The 14,851-nt window shown below is 70.2% G+C and carries 17 protein-coding genes; 12 read left to right on the top strand and 5 right to left on the bottom strand.

From position 1 onward, the window contains the following. Positions 1-149: 149 nt before the first annotated feature. The 5 genes from ACGFIM_RS35090 to ACGFIM_RS35070 all read left to right on the top strand — a co-directional run bounded on the left by ACGFIM_RS35090 (position 150) and on the right by ACGFIM_RS35070 (position 3,852). Positions 150-770, top strand: a complete 621-nt coding sequence (locus ACGFIM_RS35090; RefSeq protein WP_393209673.1) for a TetR/AcrR family transcriptional regulator — start codon at positions 150-152, stop codon at positions 768-770. Positions 771-781: 11 nt separating this feature from the next. Then, the gene (locus ACGFIM_RS35085; protein ID WP_393209670.1) at positions 782-1,312 is read left to right on the top strand and encodes a DUF4245 domain-containing protein; all 531 of its coding nucleotides are present in this window, start codon (positions 782-784) and stop codon (positions 1,310-1,312) included. A gap of 19 nt (positions 1,313-1,331) precedes the next feature. Next, on the top strand, positions 1,332-1,580 hold the full coding sequence (locus tag ACGFIM_RS35080; RefSeq protein ID WP_393209667.1) for an exodeoxyribonuclease VII small subunit: 249 nt from the start codon (positions 1,332-1,334) through the stop codon (positions 1,578-1,580). A 996-nt stretch (positions 1,581-2,576) separates the two neighbouring features. Continuing rightward, positions 2,577-3,020: a hypothetical protein gene (locus tag ACGFIM_RS35075; protein WP_393209664.1), complete on the top strand. Its 444-nt coding sequence runs from the start codon at positions 2,577-2,579 to the stop codon at positions 3,018-3,020. A 385-nt stretch (positions 3,021-3,405) separates the two neighbouring features. After that, a complete protein-coding gene (locus ACGFIM_RS35070) occupies positions 3,406-3,852 on the top strand; it encodes a hypothetical protein (protein WP_393209661.1) in 447 nt (148 codons plus the stop codon). Positions 3,853-3,944: 92 nt separating this feature from the next. On the opposite strand, the gene ACGFIM_RS35065 is transcribed toward ACGFIM_RS35070, so the two are convergent. Next, positions 3,945-4,355: a nitroreductase family deazaflavin-dependent oxidoreductase gene (locus ACGFIM_RS35065; RefSeq protein ID WP_393209658.1), complete on the bottom strand. Its 411-nt coding sequence runs from the start codon at positions 4,353-4,355 to the stop codon at positions 3,945-3,947. A 91-nt stretch (positions 4,356-4,446) separates the two neighbouring features. On the opposite strand from ACGFIM_RS35065, the gene ACGFIM_RS35060 reads away from it, so the two are divergent. Beyond that, a complete protein-coding gene (locus ACGFIM_RS35060; protein WP_393209655.1) occupies positions 4,447-5,046 on the top strand; it encodes a TetR/AcrR family transcriptional regulator in 600 nt (199 codons plus the stop codon). Between the two features lie 66 nt (positions 5,047-5,112). Here ACGFIM_RS35060 and xseA read toward each other — a convergent pair whose 3' ends face one another. Continuing rightward, positions 5,113-6,330 carry an exodeoxyribonuclease VII large subunit gene (xseA, locus tag ACGFIM_RS35055; protein WP_393209652.1) on the bottom strand — a complete coding sequence of 406 codons (1,218 nt, stop codon included), beginning with the start codon at positions 6,328-6,330 and terminating at the stop codon, positions 5,113-5,115. Positions 6,331-6,358: 28 nt separating this feature from the next. Further along, positions 6,359-7,345 (bottom strand): hypothetical protein, encoded by a 987-nt coding sequence (locus ACGFIM_RS35050; protein ID WP_393209649.1) that lies wholly within the window; start codon positions 7,343-7,345, stop codon positions 6,359-6,361. A gap of 101 nt (positions 7,346-7,446) precedes the next feature. Between ACGFIM_RS35050 and ACGFIM_RS35045 the strand changes: the two genes are divergently transcribed. Beyond that, positions 7,447-8,415 carry a 4-hydroxy-3-methylbut-2-enyl diphosphate reductase gene (locus tag ACGFIM_RS35045; protein ID WP_393209646.1) on the top strand — a complete coding sequence of 323 codons (969 nt, stop codon included), beginning with the start codon at positions 7,447-7,449 and terminating at the stop codon, positions 8,413-8,415. A gap of 17 nt (positions 8,416-8,432) precedes the next feature. Here the strand turns inward: ACGFIM_RS35045 and ACGFIM_RS35040 are convergent, their stop codons facing one another. Continuing rightward, positions 8,433-8,942: a DUF6542 domain-containing protein gene (locus tag ACGFIM_RS35040; RefSeq protein WP_393209643.1), complete on the bottom strand. Its 510-nt coding sequence runs from the start codon at positions 8,940-8,942 to the stop codon at positions 8,433-8,435. Positions 8,943-8,959: 17 nt separating this feature from the next. Then, entirely contained in the window at positions 8,960-10,216 is a 1,257-nt protein-coding gene (locus ACGFIM_RS35035; protein ID WP_393209640.1) for a DNA recombination protein RmuC, read from the bottom strand. Between the two features lie 96 nt (positions 10,217-10,312). Here ACGFIM_RS35035 and ACGFIM_RS35030 point away from each other — a divergent pair, with 96 nt between their 5' ends. The 5 genes from ACGFIM_RS35030 (at position 10,313) to ACGFIM_RS35010 (ending at position 14,803) form a co-directional block, all read left to right on the top strand. Continuing rightward, positions 10,313-11,035, top strand: a complete 723-nt coding sequence (locus ACGFIM_RS35030; RefSeq protein WP_393209637.1) for a hypothetical protein — start codon at positions 10,313-10,315, stop codon at positions 11,033-11,035. 76 nt (positions 11,036-11,111) lie between these two features. Next, a complete protein-coding gene (ychF, locus tag ACGFIM_RS35025) occupies positions 11,112-12,188 on the top strand; it encodes a redox-regulated ATPase YchF (RefSeq protein WP_393209634.1) in 1,077 nt (358 codons plus the stop codon). 341 nt (positions 12,189-12,529) lie between these two features. Next, positions 12,530-12,829, top strand: a complete 300-nt coding sequence (locus ACGFIM_RS35020) for a hypothetical protein (RefSeq protein ID WP_393209632.1) — start codon at positions 12,530-12,532, stop codon at positions 12,827-12,829. Positions 12,830-13,654: 825 nt separating this feature from the next. Continuing rightward, positions 13,655-14,476: a conjugal transfer protein gene (locus tag ACGFIM_RS35015; RefSeq protein ID WP_393209629.1), complete on the top strand. Its 822-nt coding sequence runs from the start codon at positions 13,655-13,657 to the stop codon at positions 14,474-14,476. A 75-nt stretch (positions 14,477-14,551) separates the two neighbouring features. Then, entirely contained in the window at positions 14,552-14,803 is a 252-nt protein-coding gene (locus ACGFIM_RS35010; RefSeq protein WP_364069128.1) for a hypothetical protein, read from the top strand. Positions 14,804-14,851 lie beyond the last annotated feature (48 nt).

Genomic DNA, 14,851 nt, shown 5'->3' with positions numbered 1-14,851 from the left:
ACGTCTCCCTCGATCGTAGTTGCCGGTCTATTCCCGGTCGGAGGGGGATAATCTGCAATCGGAGCGCGGAATTTGTGCCATACGCCGTGCGCGCCGGGGATCTCGACTCCACCATGGTGCGTGGCGCCCCGCCGTGGAGGAGATCCCAAATGAGCGAAGTGACCAGCGACGCCGACGCCGTCGCCCTTCAGCCGCGCGTGTCCGAGCGCGGTGCGGCCACCCGCAGCTCGCTGCTCGCCGCCGCCCGGGAGGTGTTCGTCTCCAAAGGGTTCGCCGAGGCCGGGGTGACCGACGTGGTGGCCAGGGCCGAGGCCAGCGTCGGCAGCCTCTACCACCACTTCTCCGGCAAGGCCGACCTCTACCTCACGCTGTGGGAGGAGTTCCAGACCCGGCAGGCCCAGCGCACCAAGGAGGCCGCCCGCGCGGCCCGCGCCGCCGGCGAGAGCGACCCCATGGGCGTGTTCGTCCGCGCCGCCCGCGCGTACCTCGACGGCTGCCTCGAAGAGCGCGAGCTCGCCGCGCTGTTCCTGCGCGGCGACGGGCCGCCCGGATTCGACGTCCTCATGCGCGACCGGCTCCGGCAGTGGGCGCAGCGCAACGCCACGCTCTTCGAGGACGACCACGCGCTCGTCATCGTGATCACCGGCGCGCTCGCGGCGGCCGTCTCCGAGGTCGTACGCACCGGCGACCCGCGACTCGCCGACGACGTCCTCGCCATCATCGGCGGCATCCGCCCGGCCGCTTCGTCGACCGGCCACTCCAGCGGGTAACCTCGCCAGGTGTGCGACGGTTCACCCAAGGTTTCTACGGCTACGCGGTAGCCCTCTTCATCTGCCTCGCGGGGGCCGGGCTCTTCCTGCTGGTCACCCCGCAAAGCCGTGACGAGCACATCCCGCGGCGCGACTACTCCATCACCGTCGCCAACTTCGGCCACAGCGTCCCGTACGGCGTGTGGGCCCCCAAGGAGGACCCGCCCGGCTGGGTGCCCAACAGCAACAGGATCGCCGACGGCGAGAACGGCGCGAAGGTGCTCTACCTCGGCTACGCCACCGCCAAGCGCGAGCACGCCATGTTCGTCCAGAGCAACGAGCAGCCCGCCGCCGGGTTCGCCAGCCGCATGGCCAACAGCGACAAGTCCGTCGGCACCCAGCAGGTCGGCGGCGTCACCTGGGAGCAGCGCTACCGCGCGGACAAGAACCAGCGCTCGCTGATCCGCATCCTGCCCGACGTCACCCTCGTCATCACCGGTACCGCCGACTGGGCAGAACTCGCCGACCTCGCCGCCCGCCTGCAGCAGCGGCCGGTGGGCTGACGCGTCTAGGCTGGGATCCGTGGCAGACGAGAAGGAGCCCGCGGGCGAGAGGAAACTCTCCTACGAGCAGGCGCGCGAAGAGCTGACCGAGGTCGTGCGGCGGCTGGAGACCGGCGGGCTGACCCTGGAACAGTCGATCGAGCTGTGGGAGCGCGGGGAGAAGCTGGCGGCCGTCTGCGAGGAGTGGCTCCAGGGGGCCCGCGTCAAGCTCGCCGCCGCCATGGCCCGCCGCTCCGACCAGCCCTCCTCCGACGACACCCCCTTCTGACCCCCGCGGCTCCTCGCCTTGTGGCGCCTGCCGGCGCACGCCTTCCGCCGGTGGTTCATCCCACCCGCTGCCCGCCGATGCGGTGATCCCGCGATGCCCCCGGACCTGGGGAGCGTCCTGTGAGGGGGTTGGCCGGCGGCGCGGCGCTCCGGGTGTTGACCGGTGTGGCTCCTGTGTGTGGTCAACCCGGGGACCGTCGGCCGGGTGGGCCAGGGGCACGGGGCTCTAGGTATTGACGTATTGACCGGTGTGCCCTCCGGCGCTGTGCCGGTCATCCACGCCCTCTTCGCCTTCCTCGGGCGCCCAGGCCCCCGGTCCTGCCGGGTCGCCTTGTCTCCGTTTTCCGGTGGCGGCGCGTGGCCTGCCCGCTGAGCCCTGCCTAGAGCCGCCGCCATGGCCGAGCGCGACGAGACCGGGCCGGCGGACATCGCCGCCGAGCCGGCCCGCACGGCCGGGCTGTCCACGAAGGACCTGCGCTTCTTCGGCGACCCGGCCGCACGGATCCTTCCCGACGGGTATCCGCGTGTCCGTCGTCGCCGCGCTCAGCCGAGCGTGCCGCCGTCCTGGGCGGCTCTCGCGAGGCCGTGCCGGCCGGACTGCGCGCGCCTCGGCTACGCCGGCACTTCCGGTGACATCGGCTGGGTGCCCGGCGCGCTCGTGCCCCGGCGTACGCACCACGGGCCGCCTTCTGCGGCGGCGGATCCGCCGTGCCCGCTCGCGCGGCGGGCACGCGTCCCCGGAACCCTCGCCCGCCCTGCGGGCGCCGTCCCGGGCGACGCGACCCTGTCCCACCCCGCGCTCCTGACGCGCCCTGAACCTGTCCCCGCACGACGTGGACAGGTGACGCGGCGGTGAACGCAAGGTGGCCGAACGAGACCCCACTTGATCAAGGGCAAAGATCGATGCGAGATTGATTGAGCCTTCAACCAACAACTGGTTGTCGTTCTGTAAGGGCCTGAGTCATCACTCATGCATGGCGCTCACCTAAGGGGAGACATGAAGCGCACTCTTTCCGTCCTCATCGCCGCGGGCGTGCTCGGCACCGCACTGGCCGCCGGCGGCCCCGCCGCGGCGGCCACGTCGTCGATCGACTGCGAGTCCCTGCACAGTGACTGGGACTACGCTTTGGAGCTTTCCCAGAGCAACAACTTCGAGAAGAAGGCGATCACCAACTACCTTTGGCAGGCGAACGGTTACGAGACCACGTACGAGATCTGCCTCGATGTCCCGGACGGTGAGACGCTCCACCTCGTTCTCAGGGACCTCAGAAAGGAGACCCGGGAGCAGGTCCTCCTCACCGACGACCGGCCCGGGGACAAGATCGTCCGGTTCACGATGCCGCCCAACAGCTGGTTCCGGTACGACGGCACGCTGACCGGGCCTGAAGGCCAGAAGGGCCACTACCGCTGGTACGAGAAGCTCACCCCGCACATCCCCTGATCCGGCGGGTCGGCCGACGGGCCGGCAACTGATCGCGAAGGGGCCGCGTCCATCGGCCGGGACGCGGCCTCTTTGTGTTGCGTGGTGCGGGCTTGAACTCATCTCTGCCGGTGCCGGGGCGGGCTCCCGTTCGCCCTGCATGTGCGGGGCGGCTCGGCGGGCCTGCGCGCCTCCACCATGTCCTGCCGTGCGCCGTGCGGGTGTCTCCCGGTCCCGGGTGACCGCGCGATGAACGTGACGGTCAACGGCAGGCGACCGAATGGAACTTTCTTTGTCCGGGCTTGATCAAGAGCGGAGACCGGTGCATCATTAGTTGAGCCTTCAACCAACAGGTTGGATGTCGCTCTTGTAAGGGCATTGTGTCAGCGCTCATCTAAGGGGAGACATGAAGCGCACTCTTTCCGCCCTCATTGCCGCGGGCGTGCTCGGCACCGCACTGGCCGCCGGTGGCCCCGCCTCGGCGGCCACATCGCCGTCGATCGACTGCGAGGCCGTCCGCAGCGACTGGGACTACGTCTGGAAGGATCTCGCCGTGCCCGCCGGCACGGTGAAGAAGGGGCTCGACAACACCACGTGGCACGGAAACGGGTACGAGACCACGTACGAGATCTGCCTCGACGTTCCAGACGGTGAGACGCTCACCTTCCTTGTCACGGACTACAGGAACGCCACCCGGGGCGACATCCTCTATAAGGACGACCGGCCCGGGGACAAGATCGTGCGGTTCACGCTGCCGCCCGACAGCTTCTTCCGCTACGACGGCACGTTCGGGCCTGACGGCAACTCCGGCTCCATCGACTGGTACGAGAAGCGCATCCCGCACGTCAGCTAGGACGGCGCGCCGGCGGACGGACTGGAAGCCGATCACGCAGAGGCCGCATCCCCGGACATCGGGATGCGGCCTCTCCGTGTGATGGCTGCGGATCAGGAGGCGGTGGGGGTGAGGGCGACGACGGGGATGCGGCGGGTGGTCTTCTGCTCGTACTCGGCGAAGGTCGGAGCCTGCTCGACCATGCGGGCGTAGAGCTGGTCGCGCTTGTCGCCCTCCACGAAGGACGCCTTGGCGGAGAACTTCTCCGTGCCCACCTCCAGCGTGGCCTCCGGGGTCGCGCGTAGGTTGTGGTACCAGGCGGGGTGGTTGTCGGCGCCGGCGTTGGAGGCGATCACGATGTAGTCGTCCCCGTCCTTCAGGTACATGACGGGCGTCGTGACGTCCTTGCCGCTCTTGGCTCCCTTGGTGGTGAGCAGGCACAGCGGCTGGCCTTCGAACATGCCGCCCACCCGGCCCTCGTTGGCCCGGAACTCTTCGATGATCTTGGCGTTGAAGTCGTTCATGGCTTCCGCTCCCTCTCGGCTAATCGGAGAAATCTCCGTTTGAGGCAGGGTAACCGGAAGATCCTCCGTTTGTCACGGGTATGCTCGGTCCGTGAGGGAATCTCGATTCCTGCCCGTCGTCGGGCAAAGCCAGCAGGAACGCGCCGACGCGGTGCGCAACCGCAGGAAGATCCTCGACGTGGCGGCCAGGATGCTCGCCGAGCACGGCACCGAGGTCCTGTCGCTCGACGAGGTCGCCCGCGCGGCCGGGGTCGGCGTGGGCACGGTCTACCGGCGCTTCGGCGACCGTACGGGACTGCTGCTCGCGCTGCTTGACGACCACGAGCGGCGCTTTCAGGACGCCTTCATCTCCGGCCCGCCGCCGCTCGGTCCCGGCGCGCCGCCCCGCGAGCGCGCGCTCGCGTTCCTGCACGCGCTCGTCGATCGCGTCGTGGCTCAGGAGGCCCTGTACGTGATGCTGGAACGCAGCCGCAAGTCGAAGGCCGGAACGGGCCCCTACCTGCTGTACCACATGCATCTGGCCGGGCTGCTGTCGGAGGCGCGGCCCGGCCTGCCCGCCGCGTACGTGGCCGACGCGCTGCTCGCCGCCACCGGCGCCGGCCTGATCGCCTACCAGCGCCGCGAGCGCGGCATGAGCACCGAGGACATCAAGGCGGGCCTGACCCTGCTCGCCGAAGCGATCCTCACCTGACGGCCCCTCCGCGCCGCTCCCGCCGCCGCGCACCGGCCTCCACGCCGGACGCCGCTCCGCGCGGGTTCATTCCGCCTCGCCGGGCTCTTCGGTGCGTACGTGCAGCCGATCGTCGCTCAGCCTGATCGTCAAGCGGGAGCCGGGTTTGACGTCCCTGGCCAGGCGTACGACCTCGCCCGACGGATGCTGCACGATCGCGTAGCCGCGCTCCAGCGTCGCGGCGGGGGACAGGGCGACCAGGCGAGCGCGCAGATGGGTCAGGTCGTCCTCGGCGCGGTCCAGCGAGGCCGACAGCGCCCGCCTGGCCCGGTCGCGCAGCGCCTCCGCCTGCTCGGCGCGGCGCTCCAGCTCGCGTACGGGGTCGGCGAGCGAGGGCCGCGAGCGTACGGAGGTCAGCCAGGACATCTCACGATCGAGCCAGCCGCTCAGCACCCGGCGGCCACGGTCGCGGAGCTGGCGGATGAGCGTGAGCTGCTCGCCCACGTCGGGCACCACCTTCTTGGCGGCGTCGGTGGGCGTGGAGGCGCGTACGTCGGCCACCAGGTCGAGCAGCGGGCTGTCCTGCTCGTGGCCGATCGCGCTGACCACGGGGGTGCGGCAGGCGGCGACGGCGCGTACCAGCGTCTCGTCGGAGAACGGCAGCAGGTCTTCGAGCGAGCCGCCGCCCCGGGCGATCACGATCACCTCGACCGCGGGGTCGGCGTCGAGCTTGCGCAGGGCCTCGGTGACCTCGCCCACCGCGTACGGCCCCTGCACGGCGACCTCCTCGACCTTGAACGTCACGGCGGGCCAGCGGCGCCGGGAGTTCTCCAGCACGTCGCGCTCGGCCGCCGACTCGCGCCCGCAGATGAGGCCGATCGTGCCGGGCAGGAACGGCAGCCGCCGCTTCCTGTCGGCGTTGAACAGCCCCTCGGCGGCCAGGAGCTGCCGCAGCCGCTCCAGCCTGACCAGCATCTCGCCGACCCCGACGGGGCGCATCTCCAGCGCGGTGAAGGCGAACGAACCCCTGTTGACCCAGAAGTCGGGCTTGACGTGCATCACCACGCGCGAGCCGTTGGACGGCCTGGGCACCGTCGCCTCGTACACGCCGCGCGGGGCGGTGACCCTGGCCGACACGTTGGCGACCGGGTCGCGCAGGGTCAGGAACACCGTGCCGCCTCGGGCGCTCAGCTCGGTGATCTCACCTTCCACCCAGACCGTGCCGAGTCTGCCGATCCAGCCGCCCACCATCTGCAGGACCGTGCGGATCGGCAGGGGAGACTCGGGCGAGGTCTTCGAGGTCATGCCGGAAGACTACGGGGTCCGCGGCGATTCACTCCGCGGCCTGGAGCTTGGCGAGGCGGTTCTCGAACATGCGGATGACCTCGGGACGCGCCGTGGTCGCCTTCTCGTACTCGAGGAACGCGCTGATCTGCTCGGCCGTCTTGCCGCGCATCCTGGCGCGCAGCGAGGCGATGGTGAGCTGGGAGTAGCCGGGCAGCGGCTCGGCGAGATCGACCTTCGCGGGGGCGGCGGGCTCGGGAGCGGCGGCGGGTTCGGGGGCCTTGGCGGGCTCCGCGGTGGCGGCGGCGGGCTCGGGCGCGGCCACCGGCTCAGCGGCCTTCGTCTCGGCGGGCTTGGTCTCGGCGGGCTTGGTCTCGGCGGGCTTGGTCTCGGCGGGCTTGGTCTCGGTGGGCTTGGTCTCGGTGGGCTTCGTCTCGTCGGGCTTGGCCTCGGCGGCCTTCGGCTTGGAGCTCTTGGCAGCGGCCGGTTTCTCGGAAGCGGCTTCAGCGACGGCGGGCTCGGTCTCGGTGAGCGCGGGCTTCGCGGTGGCCTCGGTGGCGGTCGTCTGCGCCTTCGTCTCGGCGGCGGGCTCGGGCTTGGCAGGCTCGGTGGCGGGCTCGGTCGCGGCGGGCGCGGTCTTGGCGGGCGCGGTCTTGGCGGGCTCGGTCTTGGCGGGGGCGAAGATGACCGGGTCGGGCTTGGTCTTGGCGACGCCGTTCGGCTCGGGCCGCGGCGCGAAGATGACCGGCTCCTTGCGCGCCGGCTTGTCCTGCTCGGATGCGGCCTCGGTCTCGGTGGGCCCGGCGGCGATCTGCTCGGCCGTGGAGGTGCGGGTCTCGCGCTCCTCCTCCTGCTCTTCCTTGGAGCCCAGCCCCTTGATCGAGTTCTTCATCCGATCGACGAGCAGCAGCGCCTGCCCGGCGGCGCTCAGCGTGGTCTGGACGACGAGCAACGGCAGGTCTTTAGCCTTTTCCTTAAGCTCGTCCTTGTTGGTGACGGTCTTAGCGATGTTGCGTAGCACGTCGCTGAAGGACATGTACGTCTCCCTGGGAGGTCAGTTTTGAACGGCCAGTCTGGCGCAAGGCGGGCCGGCATGCACGCGCAGGCCGGATGGCCGCTCCACGTAGCATAAGAAGTATGGAGCCCCAGACCCCCACTTCCCGCCGAGTCCTCGTCGCCAAGCCACGGGGCTACTGCGCCGGAGTCGATCGAGCCGTTGTCGCGGTCGAGAAGGCTCTGGAGCAGTACGGCGCGCCGGTCTACGTCCGTAAGCAGATCGTCCACAACACGCACGTCGTCAAGACCCTTGAGGCCAGGGGCGCCATCTTCGTCGACGAGACAGAGGAGGTGCCGGAGGGCCAGATCGTGGTGTTCTCGGCCCACGGCGTCTCGCCGGCGGTGCACGAGGAGGCGAGGCGGCGCAACCTGCGCACGATCGACGCCACCTGCCCCCTGGTGACGAAGGTGCACAACGAGGCCAAGCGCTTCGCCAAGCAGGACTACGAGATCCTGCTCATCGGCCACGAGGGCCATGAGGAGGTCGAGGGCACCTCGGGCGAGGCGCCCGAGCACATCCAGCTCGTCGACGGCCTCGACGCGGTCGACAAGGTCGAGGTGAAGGACCCCGACAAGCTGGTGTGGCTGTCGCAGACCACGCTGTCGGTCGACGAGACCACCGAGACGGTGGCGCGGCTCAAGCAGCGCTTCCCCAACCTGCTCGACCCGCCGAGCGACGACATCTGCTACGCCACGCAGAACCGCCAGAGTGCGGTGAAGGAGATCGCGGCCGAGGCGCAGCTCGTCATCGTCGTCGGCTCGGAGAACTCCTCCAACTCCAAGCGGCTGGTCGAGGTGGCGAAGGACTACGGCGCCGACGCGGCGTACCTCGTCGACAACGCCGACTACATCCAGGACGAGTGGCTCGAAGGCGTCACCACGGTGGGCGTCACCAGCGGCGCGTCGGTGCCGGAAGAGCTGGTGCAGGGGGTGCTGGCACGGCTGGCCCGCCACGGGTTCGACGACGTCACCGAGGTCGAGCCGGTGCAGGAGAGCATGCGTTTCGCGCTGCCCCACGAGCTGCGCAAGGACCTGCGGGTCGTCTCCTAGACGGGGCCTGGCGGCCGTCAGTCCTCGCCGCGCGGGGTGCCGTAGACCCGGGGCTCGAAGTAGCCCTCGGGCTCGGGTACGAACGTCTGGCGCGGGCGCGCCGCCTCGGCGCCCGCCTTCAGCTCTTCACGCAGCTCGCGTACGTTGTCGCGCAGGCCGCGCCGCCAGGCGACGCCGAGCACGATGGCCGAGCCGGCGAAGAGCCACGGCGCGCCGCGCGTCATCGAGGTGTAAAGGCCGAGCGCCAGCGACTGCACGATCGACACCGATCCGAACGCCCGCCCGAGCTCGACGAAGAGCGTGGCGCAGAAGAACGTCAGCGGCGGCGTCACCACCAGCGACAGCAGATCGCGCTTGTTGACCATCAGCACGCCGAGCGTGCTCGCGAGTACGAACGCGGCCCCCACGATGTGCTCGATGCCGAGCAGGGCGGCGAGCACGTAGCCCGCCAGAGTGGCGACCAGGGCGAGCGCGATGGCACCACGAGCCGTCAGCCTGACGGCGGAACGCCTGCCCTTCTCAGCCACGGTTGGCCCACCCCCATTTACTGCGACCCGTTGGCCAACTTACCGTTCGCGTGGGTTATCGGAGATGAGGTTTCGAGCAGTTCGGGCGAGGCCAGCGGCCTGGGCAGCCCTTCGAGCATCTCGGGTGTGTCGAGTTCGCCGTCCACGACGCCCAGATCGTTGAGTTTGCGCGCGGTGACCAGGACGCGGCTTTCGAGCGATCCGACCGACTTGTTGTACGCCTCCACGGTCCGGGTCAGCGCCCGGCCCAGCGACTCGACGTTCCTGCCCAGCGAGGCCAGCCGCTCGTACAGCTCCTTGCCCAGCTCGAACACGGTCCGCGCGTTCTGGCTGAGCGCCGCCTGCTGCCAGGCGTAGTGCGCGGTGCGCAGCATCGTGATCAGCGTGGTCGGGGTGGCGATGTGGACCCGGCGGGCCATCGCGTACTCCAGCAGGCCCGGGTCGCGTTCGAGCGCCGGGGCGAGGAACGCCTCACCCGGGATGAACAGCACCACGAACTCCGGTGACGGGTTGAACCCCTGCCAGTACGACTTGGCCGCGAGCCGGTCGATGTGCTCGCGCACGTGCCTGGCGTGGGCGTCGAGCCGGGCCGATGCGATCGCCTCGTCGTCGGTTTCGGCCGCCTCCAGATAGGCCGCGAGCGAGACCTTGGAGTCGACCACGATGTTCTTGCCGCCGGCGAGCCTGACGACCATGTCGGGCCGCATGGAGCCCTCGGTGACCTGCTCGTCGAAGTCGCAGTAGCGCTGCATGCCGGCGATCTCGGCGACCCTGCGCAGCTGCAGCTCGCCCCACCGCCCCCGCGCCTCGGGCCGCTGCAGCGCCCTGACCAGCGCGGTCGTCTGGGCGCGCAGCTGCTCGTTGCTCTGCCTGACGAGCTCGATCTGCTTGGCCAGCTCCGCCCTGGCCACCCGCTGGCCCGTCTCGGTGTCGCGCAGCTGCTCCTCGACCCGGGCGAGCGCGTCCTTCAGCGGCTCGACCAGGTGCTCGACGGCCTGCTTGCGCTGCTCGAGCTCGCCGGCCGCCTCCGCACGGGTGGCGGCCAGGCGGGTCTCGGCGAGCTCGAGGAAACGTACGTTGTTCACGTCGAGCGCACGCGTGGACAGCGCCTGGAAGCGCTCGGCGAGCTGCTCTTCGACGTAGGCCAGCTTCTCCTCGGCGGCCTTGGCCCTGGCGTCCGCCTCGGCCACCCGCACCGCCGCGCGGGTGCGCGCCACGAGGAAACCGACGAGCAGCCCGATGGCGAGACCGATGACAAGCGCGACGACGTCCATCCCAGCGATGATGGCAAAACTTGGGCCCTGGCTTCTTCCCGACACGCTTGGGCGTTCCGCTTGTGCCGCGGGTTCGCGGTCACGCAGAGTGAAGCAATGGACACGCTTGCGAAGGCGGCGGCCGCCTGCGGGGCCGTGACGTCCGTGCTGATCGCGCTGGCCGGGGCCGTCATCGCATGTGCGCCGGCGAGCGGGCGCGAGACCCAGCGGCCCGTGCTGCGCTGGTCGCCGGGCGCGTGCGTGACGGCCGAGTACGCGCTGACCGCGTGCAACGGCGGCAGCTCCGAGGTGATCGCGATGGCCCCCGACCCGCCGGGGCCGGGTGACTGCCCGGAGGACACCGACGACGTGCTGCGCGTCGGCCAGGGCAGGACCGCGTGCGTGCGCAACTTCCTCGAACCGCACCCCGGCGCGCCCGGTGGTGGCGGCGGCCTGCTCAGGCCCGGCGACTGCGTCTCGCTCGACGGCCGCGAGCACCCCTGCTCGGGCCCCGGCTGGTACGGCCGCGCCATCGCGATCGTCACCGACCAGGACGCCTGCCCTCCCGGCACCCTCGACACGCTCGACGCCGGCCCCCAGGTCGTCTGCCTCGGGCGGGGCGGGCAGGTGCTGGAGGAGGGCGCCTGCGTGGCCAGGCCGCCCGCCGAGGTGACCGCGAGGTCCGCGCTCGTCCGCGTCCCCTGCGGCGATCCGCGCGCCTGGGCGAAGGTCCTCGCGTTCACCGCCTCGCCCGGCGACTGCCCCCGGCGCTCGCGCCACTACCTCCGCTCCGCCGGTGGCCATCGTCCGGTTACCTGTCTGTACGTCGCCAGCGGATAAACTCGCTGACCGTGAACGAGCGCAGCGAGGCGACCACCAGCAGTCAGAGACTTCCGCGAGAGACGGAGCCGCTCCGATGAGTCTGTCCATCGGCATCGTCGGGCTTCCCAACGTCGGCAAGTCCACGCTGTTCAACGCCCTGACCAAGTCCGGCAACGCGCTCGCGGCCAACTACCCGTTCGCCACCATCGAGCCCAACGTCGGCATCGTCGGCGTCCCCGACGACCGGCTCCCGGTGCTGGCCAAGATCTTCGGCTCGGCCCGCATCCTGCCCGCCAAGGTCGAGTTCGTCGACATCGCGGGGCTGGTCAAGGGCGCCTCCGAGGGCCAGGGGCGAGGCAACCAGTTCCTCGCCAACATCCGCGAGACCGACGCGATCTGCCAGGTCATCCGCGTGTTCAGCGACCCCGACGTCACCCACGTCGACGGCGACGTCTCCCCCAAGCGCGACATCGAGACCATCAACACCGAGCTGATCATGGCCGATTTGCAGACGGTGGAGAAGGCACTGCCGCGCCTGCAGAAGGAGGCCCGCCACAACAAGGACAAGAAGGCCGCTCTCGAGGCCGCCGAGGCCGCGAAGTCCGTCCTGGAGACCGGCAAGACCATCTTCGAAAGCGGTCTCGACAGCGCGGAGCTGCGCGAGCTCCACCTGCTGACCGCCAAGCCGTTCCTGTACGTGTTCAACCTCGACGCCGACGAGCTGACCGACACCGCGCTCAGGGAGCAGCTGTCGGCGCTGGTCGCCCCGGCCGAGGCGGTGTTCCTCGACGCCAAGATCGAGTCGGAGCTCGTCGAGCTCGACGAGGAGGAGGCGCTGGAGCTGCTGCAGTCGGTCGGCCAGGAGGAGTCGGGGCTGCGCCAGCTCGCCAGGGTCGGCTTCGAGACGCTGGGCCTGCAGACGTACCTGACGGCCGGTCCCAAGGAGGCCAGGGCCTGGACGATCCGCAAGGGCGCCACCGCGCCCGAGGCGGCCGGCGTGATCCACACCGACTTCCAGCGCGGCTTCATCAAGGCCGAGGTGGTCTCCTTCGACGACCTGGTGGAGGCCGGCTCCATCGCCGCCGCCCGCGCCGCAGGCAAGGCCAGGATCGAGGGCAAGGACTACGTCATGCAGGACGGAGACGTGGTCGAGTTCCGCTTCAACGTCTGACCGGTCACCGTCACTGACGCCTCGGCGTCCCGCCTGTCGCGTCGCGGACGTTCCGGTGCCTGGTCCGTCGCGTCGCGGACGCCTTGGTGCCCGGCCTGTCGTGTCGCTGAAGCCACCGCGACAGGCCTGGCCAGCCGCTGACACCCCGGCCGCCGCCAATCACCGTAGGTGATCTTGCCTTGCGGTAGGTTACCGACGGCGGTCGGCGGTGCAGCCCGTCTCGGCGCGTGATCTCCCGGTGGCGGCCGGATACCTGCCGCCGGGACAGCTGACGCGTCAACCGTTTTGGGCCCCCGCGCGTCGAATCGTCACGGCGTTCACGCTGACTCGGGAGGCCCTCAATGATCCGGCGCATCATCAGGAAACGACGCCCGGCACCCGCACTGACCGGCATCAGCCTGGAGGAGGAGCTGGCCCTCATCAGGGTCGAGCTCATGTACGGCCTGCGCGTCGACCGCGAGGAGTACCTCCGCAGGAAAGTGGACGAGCGCAACGAGATGATCACCCGCATGCGCGAGCGCGAGCCCGCCGAGATGCTCGCCGACCTGCGCGGCTCGCTGGAGCGTACCGTCCGCCCGACCGTCGTCGACCTGCACAGCCGCCGCCAGGCGCGCAGCCGCCAGGACCCGGAACCGGCCTGACGGAGACGATCCGCACGGCACTTCCGCCGGGCCGCACCTGCCCGGCGGACCGGCGCCACCGCCCGGCCGCCGCGCGGAACCTCCGGCCGATCGCCTGGCACGGCGTTGACGTGCCGGACGGACCCCGGCCGATCAGCGGCGAGACCTCGATGCGCCGGGCGAAAGAGCGCCGCCCGCGACCGTGACCCGCAGGGCTGGATCGCCGGGTGTGACCAGGACGCGCCGGGGGAAGCTTGGTCGGCGCCTTCCGTGCGGGCTCGCCGGGCGAGACCCGTCCCGGCCCCGATGGCGCGGGGCTCGCAGCGGGTACTTGGTCCCTTGTGTGCGACTCATGCCGAATCCGCAGGTCGCGACAGTCCATGCCTGTTTTGGACAGGAATCCGTGGCCTCCGCGCTACCGGTTTTTAGGCGTCTGGCCTGGTCAAAAGGCCTTTCTTCCGGGAACTGACAGGAATCGGCACTGTGGCCTGTCATGCAGGTTCGGTTTGCCGTGCGGACTGTCATGCCGCAGCATGGGCGTGGCTTTCCTGGAAGAATGGCGGAGACCGGATAGGGTGACTACTTCACCGCGGATGATGGGGATCGGCACTGGACGACACCGCGCCAGCCGGGGGGATCGGCGCGAGCGGAGGCGTGATGGCTCGTAGGTCTACCGTCCACGATCCTCGGATCGCTGACGGCCCCGGGCTTCCCGCAACCCTTGACGCAGCCGACTTCGACGCGCCGCCACCGCGCAGGCCGCGGCGCGGCGGCTGGTCGGGTGGCGGCGGCCGCTGGCTGGTGTGGACCGGCCGCGTCATTCTATGGGCGCTTATTGTGGTTATCGTGGTGAATGGGATTCGTGCCCCATTTGAGCGGTTTACCCAACAAGAGCCTGCGACGTCCAATGCCGCCGCGCCGGCCGACCATGGATTCCCGACCGGGCGGGGCATGGCATTCGCCGCCCAGTTCGCCGGGGTCTATCTCAATTTCAGCCCGGAAGACGCCGCGAGCAGGTCGGGCAAGCTCGCCGCATTCCTCGCCGCGGGCATGGATCCCCAGATGGGCTGGGACGGCTACGGCAAGCTGTCCGCCGTCGCGATCCAGCCGTACGACATCGAGGTGAGCGACGCCCACAACGCCGTGGTCAGCGTGGCCTTCCAGTCGGGCCCGCGCCGCATGATCCTCACCGTGCCCATCTATTACTCCGGCGACCCCGGCGGGCGCTTCGCGGTCTCCGGCCGCCCCGCCATCCTGCCCGCGCCCGCACCGGCCGACGTGCCCCAGGCCGCCGGACCGGAGACCGACGACGCGGCGGCGGCAGAGCTCAAGCCCCAGCTCGAAGGCTTCTTCAAGGAATACGCATCCGGCGACACCGCCGGGCTGCAGCGTTACGTCGCCGCCGGCAAGAGCCTGCCCAGCTTCGGCGGCGCGTTCACCTTCTCGCAGCTCAAGGAAGTCGTGGTGCCTGTGGGGGGTGCCACAAGAGAGATTCAGGCGGTCGTGGTGTGGGCCGTGCCGAACGGCACTGCGACGCCCTCTCCCGATGCCACCGACCCCGCCGCGGTCGGCGGCACGCTGGAGCAGGCCTACCGGCTGACCGTCGAGAAGCAGGGCGACAAATGGTTCGTCGCCGACATCCGCGGCGGCGGCCGATCCGTTGGATAGACGCACGGCCGCGCTGCTGAACGGTACCCCCCGGGAGGACAAGAAGTGATCTTGAAGACCATAGCGCTCACCTTGATGGAGATGACGCCGACGCCGACCTCCACGGGCATCGACACCGGGGGCCTCGCCGACTTCCTGCGGGCGTTCTTCGCGCCGCTCTTCCTCGTGGTCGTCTCCGTGGTCGCGTTGTTCTTCCTCTTCACGCGGGAGATCACCCGCTTCGTGCAGTTCCTGATCCTGGCCGTGGCCATCGGCGTGATCTTCTACGTTCCCAACATCATCGAGGTGACGGCGCGGGCGATCGCGGGCGCACTAGGCATCAGGTAAGGGTTGAGACCGTTCTCCGGCGGTCATGAACGAGCGGGTGGAGAGGAG

Source organism: Nonomuraea sp. NPDC049309 (assembly GCF_043196965.1).
Taxonomy (GTDB): Bacteria; Actinomycetota; Actinomycetes; order Streptosporangiales; family Streptosporangiaceae; genus Nonomuraea; species Nonomuraea fastidiosa.
Note: the sequence above shows the minus strand (reverse complement) of the source record. Positions and strands in the feature narration are given on the sequence as shown.

Coding starts and splice junctions, on each gene's coding strand:
- ACGFIM_RS35035 (WP_393209640.1), bottom strand. CDS start 10,216: ATGGACGTCGTCGCGCTTGTCATCGGTCTCGCCATCGGGCTGCTCGTC.
- ychF (WP_393209634.1), top strand. CDS start 11,112: ATGAGTCTGTCCATCGGCATCGTCGGGCTTCCCAACGTCGGCAAGTCC.
- ACGFIM_RS35090 (WP_393209673.1), top strand. CDS start 150: ATGAGCGAAGTGACCAGCGACGCCGACGCCGTCGCCCTTCAGCCGCGC.
- ACGFIM_RS35065 (WP_393209658.1), bottom strand. CDS start 4,355: ATGAACGACTTCAACGCCAAGATCATCGAAGAGTTCCGGGCCAACGAG.
- ACGFIM_RS35050 (WP_393209649.1), bottom strand. CDS start 7,345: ATGTCCTTCAGCGACGTGCTACGCAACATCGCTAAGACCGTCACCAAC.
- ACGFIM_RS35075 (WP_393209664.1), top strand. CDS start 2,577: ATGAAGCGCACTCTTTCCGTCCTCATCGCCGCGGGCGTGCTCGGCACC.
- ACGFIM_RS35020 (WP_393209632.1), top strand. CDS start 12,530: ATGATCCGGCGCATCATCAGGAAACGACGCCCGGCACCCGCACTGACC.
- ACGFIM_RS35070 (WP_393209661.1), top strand. CDS start 3,406: ATGAAGCGCACTCTTTCCGCCCTCATTGCCGCGGGCGTGCTCGGCACC.
- ACGFIM_RS35010 (WP_364069128.1), top strand. CDS start 14,552: ATGGAGATGACGCCGACGCCGACCTCCACGGGCATCGACACCGGGGGC.
- ACGFIM_RS35045 (WP_393209646.1), top strand. CDS start 7,447: ATGGAGCCCCAGACCCCCACTTCCCGCCGAGTCCTCGTCGCCAAGCCA.
- ACGFIM_RS35030 (WP_393209637.1), top strand. CDS start 10,313: ATGGACACGCTTGCGAAGGCGGCGGCCGCCTGCGGGGCCGTGACGTCC.
- xseA (WP_393209652.1), bottom strand. CDS start 6,330: ATGACCTCGAAGACCTCGCCCGAGTCTCCCCTGCCGATCCGCACGGTC.